Here is a 7,140-nt window from a genome sequence, read left to right as displayed (position 1 = left end):
ACAGGGGTTCCTGCATCTCATCCATTCCGCGCATCGCATCCGCTGCCAAAGATCATGAACACGATATCCATAACGCCCGTCCCTCAAACCCCGTCTACACGGGACCCAAATTCAACAGCCTGCTAGATCGATAACAGTGCTGTCTCGCTGAAAAAACCGCTTGAAAAAGGTATGCCCGCTGATACGATCCATCGTGTTCTCCTATAGTTCACTAGAAATCGTCGCACTGCAACCAGAAGGAATCTGCCGGCGCAGGCGCGAGACGCAGAGCAGTCTGAAACGGTCGGCCGCATTAAAATACTTGAACGACAGGATCGAGAACGCCATCGCGGCATCAAGTCGCGAACTGGAACGGTGCCCGGCCGCGCCTCTGGGGTGTGCAAGTCGTCGACAAGGCCTCTCTGATTGTTTTCCGGGAACGTGCATAAGCGGATAGCAGCGTTATAAGCGGTGCTCGCGCAGCAACGCTAGAAGAACGGCAGGGATCCACGCAACCGATTTGGCAATGCCCAGAAATCCGCTCATCGTGCCTCACGAAGCGCCATGCATGTGTCCTCCTGAGACACGATGCCCTGCAGCCGGCAGAAGGGCTCGACGAAGGCCCTTTTCTCTGCGAGGGGCAGTGACGAGAGACATGTGCAGCAGCGCACGAGGATCGCCCCCTTTGGTGACGCTGGGTGCCGCTCTTTGAGAAGGCGCTTCGTCAGCACAAGCGACCGGTGGGCAGGAGCTGGTGGATGGACGAACCTCCGTCAAGGTCAAAGGACAATGGAAATGTCTATATCGCGCCGTCGACAAGCAAAACAACACAGTTGATTTTCTTCTGCGCGCTCGTCGTGACAAAGCTGCGGCGCGCCGTTACTTTCAGACGGCCATTGACCGGAACGGCGAGCCCCGGGACGTTCACCGTAGATAAGAGCGGCGCGAAGCTGGCCGCACTTGAAGCCATCAACGCAGAACGGGAAACCCCGATCAGAAGCCGGAAGAACAAACACCGGAACAACGTCGTGGAGCAGAACCATCGACCGATCGAACGTATCATCAGATCGATGATGTGCTTCAAGGATTTTCGGTGTGCACGCATAATTCTCTCTGGTATCGAGGTGATGCATATGATTCGCAAGGGGAAAATGAAAAACGACGGCGATGACCGAACGGCAGCCGCTCCTTCTATTCGCTGATGCTATAAGCAATCCAATATTTGTTGGAACATGCTCGGCTGTCTTCCTTATCGCGACAGAACCCCGCAAGGCCTTGGCACTCGATTCGCCCCAGCGTCGAATTGTCTCGTGACTAACGACAACGCCGCGGCCGAACAACCGCTCGTCGATGTCGCGCAGCCTCCACTGAAACTGATAGCATCAGCGCACGGCACAACTGATGACGATCATGGGAAAGCGATGGCCGTGATAAAAGCGATCTGGAACTTTGCATCGCGGGATGCCCCCTGGCCCCGTCAGCAACGTGACATTGCTGAAGCTAATGTCGGAAAGCCGATTTGGCAAAACCATCATTGCGCATATTTCTCGCTTGCATCCGTTACGTGGATCAGTGTTATCCAAACAATCGATTTTGTAGTCGACACGGAAATGCCGCATAGTGCGTCCCGCAATGCACAGTACAGCCACCCACTATCCATTCCATGAACGCAAATTTGCATGAACTGCCTGAACGCAACTGGCGCTGTCCGCTCAAATATCGCTTTCGGAGTACCCTTTACCATCGGAGCCGTGATCCGCTTGATGACAATGGGCGCGCTAACCCGCATCATCCAACCTGAAGGACGGTTTACTCCGCCCATCCGCCCAAATCGATCGTCGTCAGCATTTCCGATGCATTTCTTTGAAATTTTCTGCGAAACTTTCTGAGATCAACGCTTGGTAATCGCGTACAGAGAGTGACAATTGGTAGCGCAACCTGTTTTTTTCTGTGGTTCCGGCGGCCCGATTTTTCTTCCGAGACTATTCGAAAACATTTTCAGATACGACATTTTATTTTTTATTTTTCGCGAATTATTGCGGACCGAAAATTCGTTAGCTTACCTACCGACTCTAATCTACCTCGCCGTCTAGCGGAGCATGGGTCATACGCCGGTGGTCGTTCGTCAGTCGCAGCTGTCGACGTGTGAGTGGTTCTTAAATGGCGATCAAAGTCCGTATGACATTGACAAGCACTTTGTTGGCGTCTACGAGAATGTGCTCCTTCAAACGCGGTCTCGCCTGAGCTCCATCCCGTGCGGTGGGGTGGATGTTTCCATCCCGTCTTGGGGGATAACACCGAAGCGAAGCGCCTTGAGCGCTGAGAGGTTTGGCACACGAAAAGTTGGGCGCTAAGTTCGTTGTTTCGACGCGCAGGCCTTGCGCAGTATCGGGCTCTATCAATGCCCGCGATTCGTTGCGATCGGTGCGTGCACCTTCTCGGTTTCCGTCTTTCGGAAAGCCGAGTTAACACCGCACTCCGAAATTAAACATTCCAGACATGGTTTTTTTTTGAACTGACCTCTTATGCAAGCTGTCGTCTTCGGTGACTGTGCTGGGTGGCTGCATCCCGCACCAGGACAGCACGGTGTCGTGTTGTGCAATGCTTTCGGCTACGACGAACTATGCACGCATCGTGCATGGTTGCAATTGGCCGAACGACTGGCTGTGCAGCAAATGCCCACGCTGCGTTTCGATTATCCGGGAACCGGCAATTCGCTACATGTTGAGGAGGATCCGGACCGCGTCGACGCATGGATCGGCAGCATCGCCAATGCGTTAGCATACCTGCGCACTGTATCCGGCGTACAACGCGTCTCGCTATGCGGGTTCAGGCTCGGTGCGATGCTCGCCGCGCTTGCCGCCGAGCGGTTGTCGGGCATTGATGGACTCGTGCTGCTCGCCCCGGTGCTGTCCGGGAAAAAATATCTGCGTGAACTGCATGCGCATCATCACCGCTGGCTCAGCGCGCGCGCCCATATGAGCATGTGCACGGCGCCAGAGAGCATGCACACGGTCGGCGCGTTTGGCTTCGGGCTTCATGGCGACGACATCGACAGGATCGGGGGGATCGATCTGCGCAACGACACGACAGCACCCGCGCGACGCGTGCTCTTGCTTGAGGCGAACGACCGCAACAGCGGGAACGCATTGAGCGCGCGATATGAAGCATATGGCGCGGCCGTCGAGCGTGCGCCGTTCGATGAACTTGATCACTTTCTCGTCGAGGCACGCTTCAGCAAGCTTCCGGCTCGTGCATTCGCGACAGTATCGGCATGGCTCGCAGACGACGTCGACGGAGATGGCAATATCGATGCTTCGCCCGCTTCTCTGCGCACACTGAATCAGTCCGCGTCCCGCGCCATACCGGTCGCTCCCACATTGGCCGGACCCAATTTCATGGAGCAGCCGGTTTCTGTCGGCGCATGCTTCGGCGTGTACTGCCGCCCGCGCGACGCACTCGAGAATGCCCCTGCGGTGCTGTTCCCAAACACGGCCGCAAACCACAACATCGGCGACGGCCGCTGCTTCGTGCTATTCGCCCGCCGTCTCGCCGCGATAGGCATCGCGTCGCTGCGAATGGATCTGGCCGGTCTCGGCGACAGCGCCCCCGAAGAATGCACTATTACAGCCGAGTCGCTCCATTCGCAAGAGGCATGCGCCGATGTGATCGCCGGCGCGAACTGGCTGCTCGAACAGGGCTACACGGCAGTCGTTACATTCGGTATCTGTAGCGGTGCTTTCGTTGGTCTGCATGCGTGCGCGGCACACCCGCAAATCGTCGGCGCGTTCGGCGTGAATCTTCAGCAATTCGTGTGGCAAAACGAGGAGCAGGTGCGAAACAGCAGCGCTATCGCGTCGACCCGGACGCTGCGGCGAGCCGCGCTTAGCACAGACAAATGGAAGCGCGTATGGAGCGACAAGGCATCGCTCGCTGGCATGGTACGTGGACTCGTGACGTGGGCGACACGCCGTTTGGAGCGTCGCGTCGCCGATTTGATGGACGCGATCATCGGTTGGTCGTTCTCTCCGAACAATGCTCGCCGACTCCTCGAACTTCTCCACGAAAAAGGTGCCGAAGTGCGGTTGTTATACGGTGAGTTCGATCACGGTATCGACGAATTAAAGCTGCAGTTCGGCGCGAATCTACGTGGCCTGAGGCGATTTCCGCACGTACGGGTCGCGATGTTGCCAATAGTCGATCACTCGCTGTTTATGCGCTCCGCGCGCGAGGCCGCCATGAGCGATGCGCAGCGGTGGTTGCTCGAACGGTTCTGCAGCCTGCCAGATACCTCATCGGACGCGCCCTACCCGCCGCAAATGAAGAAGCCGCCCACGCCGACTGTCGAGCCGTAGCCCGTTCCATGCGTTTCGCCCGCCTCTTTTCTTCGCATAATAAGGTATCCAAATGAAAGAAATTCTTCGTCGCATTGTTTGCGAATCGGTTCACTTGCGCGGATCGCCTGACACGCTTAACGATGAAACCGACTTGTACGCCGCCGGACTCGAATCCATAGCGACCGTCCATCTGATGCTGGCTATCGAGGAAACCTTTGAAATCGCGATTCCGGATGAGATGCTCGGCCGACAGTTTTTCTCGAGTATCAATTCGATGGCCGATGCGCTCTTACGGCTCCAGAAGCAAAAGGTGACGTCATGAGCGCGCAGCTTGCGCACGAGGCGGCACTGCGGGTCGCTCGCGTAGCCGCCAAGCATGCGTACGCAGTCGATCGCGATGCGCGCTTCCCGGCCGAAGCTATCGACGCACTGCGAAAAGAGCATCTCCTGCCCGCATTGGTCCCGGCCAGTTTCGGCGGCGCCGGTCTAACGCTGACCGACGTCGCGTCGCTCTGCGAAATCATCGCGCAAGGCTGCGCGTCCACTGCGATGATCTACGCAATGCATTTGACCCAGGCGGCGTGCGTGATCTCGCATTGCTGCGGACGGCCTTGGCAGCTGGCTTTCGTCGAGCGGATGGCCCGTGAGCAGTTGCTGCTCGGATCTGCGACCTCCGAGGCAACTACCAGCGGAAGTCTGCGCGCCAGCATGTGCGCAGTACAGCGTGACGGCCAGCGGTTCCGCATCGAGAAGGACGCACCCACTATCTCGTATGGCGCTTACGCTGACGCCATTCTCATTACTGCGCGCCGTGCGGATGACGCGCCGCCCTCCGATCAGGTGCTGATTGTGGCGTTGCGCACCCAGCTCGCACTAGAACCGCAAGGCAACTGGGACGCGCTTGGTATGCGAGGTACCTGTAGCTCGGGATTTCGTCTCGTCGCGAACGTGGATGATGCGCAGATTCTGATCCCGCCGTTCAGCGACATCGCCAACCGTACAATGCAGCCGGTGTCGCATGCGCTGTGGGCAGCCGTATGGACCGGCATCGCGGCGGATGCGCTGCGGCGCGCAAACGCGTACTGTCGCGCTCAATCGCGCGCGTTGCCGGATGGCATGTTGCTTGCCAGAGTGCGGCTTGTTCGTGCGACCGAGCAGTTGCAGACGATGAAAGCACGCTTGAGTACGGCATTTGCCGCAGCGCAGACTGTGCATGCGGCCGAGTACGGCAAATGCGCAACAGAATTGCCGCTGACCGTTCAACTCCGCTTCATGGCGGATATGAATAGCCTGAAAACCAGCATCTCGTCGGCCGCACTGAAGGTCGCGCACGAGGCGATGATGATCTGCGGGATCAGCGGGTACCGGAATGGCGGCCGCTATAGCATCGGCCGGCATCTGCGCGACCTTTACTCTGCCCCCCTAATGATTAACAACGACCGGATTGACCAGAACACGGCTAGTCTGCTACTTGCGCAGCGCCCGTCACTATTAATAGAAGAGGCATGAAATGAGCGTACGTGTCACATCTTCCCTCCCTAACTATGCACACGGTGATGCCCCCATATCCGATGCGCAACGGCCGTTGCGCGACCGGTTGATCGCAGCCGGCCTGCTCGTCGACACCGGCGAAAACGGCCTGTATGGGCACAACCATATCTACGAAGGCATCGTCGAACGCCTGACCTGGCTGATATCGTGCATGGCTGCGGACCAGCATCCGGAAGTTCTGCGCTTCCCGCCAGCGGTGCCACGCAAGGACTTCGAAGACAGCGAATACCTGAACAACTTTCCGCACCTCGCCGGCACGATTCACGCGTTCTGCGGCGACGAGCGCGACCACCGGCGCCTGCTGCGGGCGCTCGACGACGTGGTATCTGATCCCGGCGACGAGCGAAGCGACGCCTGGCTGGCCCAGCAAAAGCCAACGCGCGCTGTGCTCACACCCGCTGCGTGCTATCCGGTCTACCCGGTCGTCGCGCGACGCGGCCCGCTACCACAAAATGGGCTCACAATTGACGTGCTGTCGTACTGCTTCCGTCACGAGCCTTCCCTGGATCCGATGCGCATGCAAATGTTCAGAATGCGCGAGTACGTGCGGATTGGCTCGCCAGAAGATGTTCAGGCTTTTCGTGCGACATGGATCGAACGCGGCCATGCACTTACAGGAATGTTACGCCTGCCCGCTGAACTCGACGTCGCGAACGACCCATTTTTCGGCCGCGGCGGCAAGATCGTCGCGGACAGTCAGCGCGCGCAGCAGTTGAAATTCGAACTGCTGATCCCGGTAACGGATCGGCACCGCAAAACCGCCTGCCTATCGTTCAACTATCACATGGACCACTTCGGTCGGATATGGAAACTGCGTTGCGCGAATGGCGCCGTCGCGCACTCGGCCTGCATCGCATTCGGAATGGAGCGGCTCGCGCTTGCGCTGCTGCATCATCACGGGTGCCACGTCGAAGCATGGCCCGACGACGTGCGTGAACTACTTTGGGGCAATAGTCGCGAGCGCATTGCTGCTGAACTAGAGTGCTGGCGACAGCCTGCTGACGCACCCGAAAATGATGTCAATAACGACGAAAAACAATAAATTTATTGATGGTGCAGAGGCACTCACCCGTAAGCGTTGCTCGAGCACCGTCTAGACCGATGGCGCCAAAGTGGACACACTAGGCCCCACCAAACGAGTGGTGGATGAGGTTGACCCGGTTCGACGGATAGATCTGTAGTTGAGGTTAATGCGGTGTGGCACCTCCCGATAAGATCAAATCGCGGGTTGTCCACGGCCGGGCGGCGGGTCGCCTGTCACGACCACGCTGCC

The 7,140-nt window shown here is 58.1% G+C and carries 4 protein-coding genes and 2 pseudogenes; 5 read left to right on the top strand and 1 reads right to left on the bottom strand.

Translation table 11 applies throughout. The features are described from left to right. Window positions 1–677 precede the first annotated feature (677 nt). A pseudogene (locus tag AB4Y34_RS40225) lies at window positions 678–1,189 on the top strand (IS6 family transposase); the annotation flags it as partial. A gap of 82 nt (window positions 1,190–1,271) precedes the next feature. Here the strand turns inward: AB4Y34_RS40225 and AB4Y34_RS40220 are convergent. Continuing rightward, window positions 1,272–1,391: pseudogene (locus AB4Y34_RS40220) on the bottom strand (IS6 family transposase); the annotation flags it as partial. A 1,113-nt stretch (window positions 1,392–2,504) separates the two neighbouring features. Here AB4Y34_RS40220 and AB4Y34_RS40215 point away from each other — a divergent pair. From AB4Y34_RS40215 to AB4Y34_RS40200, 4 genes are read left to right on the top strand one after another with little or no spacing between them, the layout of a single operon-like run. Beyond that, complete coding sequence (locus AB4Y34_RS40215) at window positions 2,505–4,334, top strand: alpha/beta hydrolase (protein WP_368719158.1); 1,830 nt, start codon at window positions 2,505–2,507, stop codon at window positions 4,332–4,334. Between the two features lie 52 nt (window positions 4,335–4,386). Continuing rightward, window positions 4,387–4,638 carry an acyl carrier protein gene (locus tag AB4Y34_RS40210; protein ID WP_368719157.1) on the top strand — a complete coding sequence of 84 codons (252 nt, stop codon included), beginning with the start codon at window positions 4,387–4,389 and terminating at the stop codon, window positions 4,636–4,638. Further along, window positions 4,635–5,825 carry an acyl-CoA dehydrogenase family protein gene (locus AB4Y34_RS40205; RefSeq protein ID WP_176369657.1) on the top strand — a complete coding sequence of 397 codons (1,191 nt, stop codon included), beginning with the start codon at window positions 4,635–4,637 and terminating at the stop codon, window positions 5,823–5,825. Before AB4Y34_RS40210 ends, AB4Y34_RS40205 begins: the two co-directional genes overlap by 4 nt. Before the next feature lies 1 nt (window position 5,826). Further along, window positions 5,827–6,909, top strand: a complete 1,083-nt coding sequence (locus AB4Y34_RS40200) for an amino acid--[acyl-carrier-protein] ligase (protein WP_255215284.1) — start codon at window positions 5,827–5,829, stop codon at window positions 6,907–6,909. Window positions 6,910–7,140: the final 231 nt, after the last annotated feature.

Origin of the sequence: Paraburkholderia sp. BR10954 (genome assembly GCF_040965775.1) — a bacterium.
GTDB lineage: Bacteria > Pseudomonadota > Gammaproteobacteria > Burkholderiales > Burkholderiaceae > Paraburkholderia > Paraburkholderia youngii.
The sequence above is the reverse complement of the archived record's forward strand: the minus strand, read 5'-3'. Positions and strand labels throughout refer to the sequence as shown.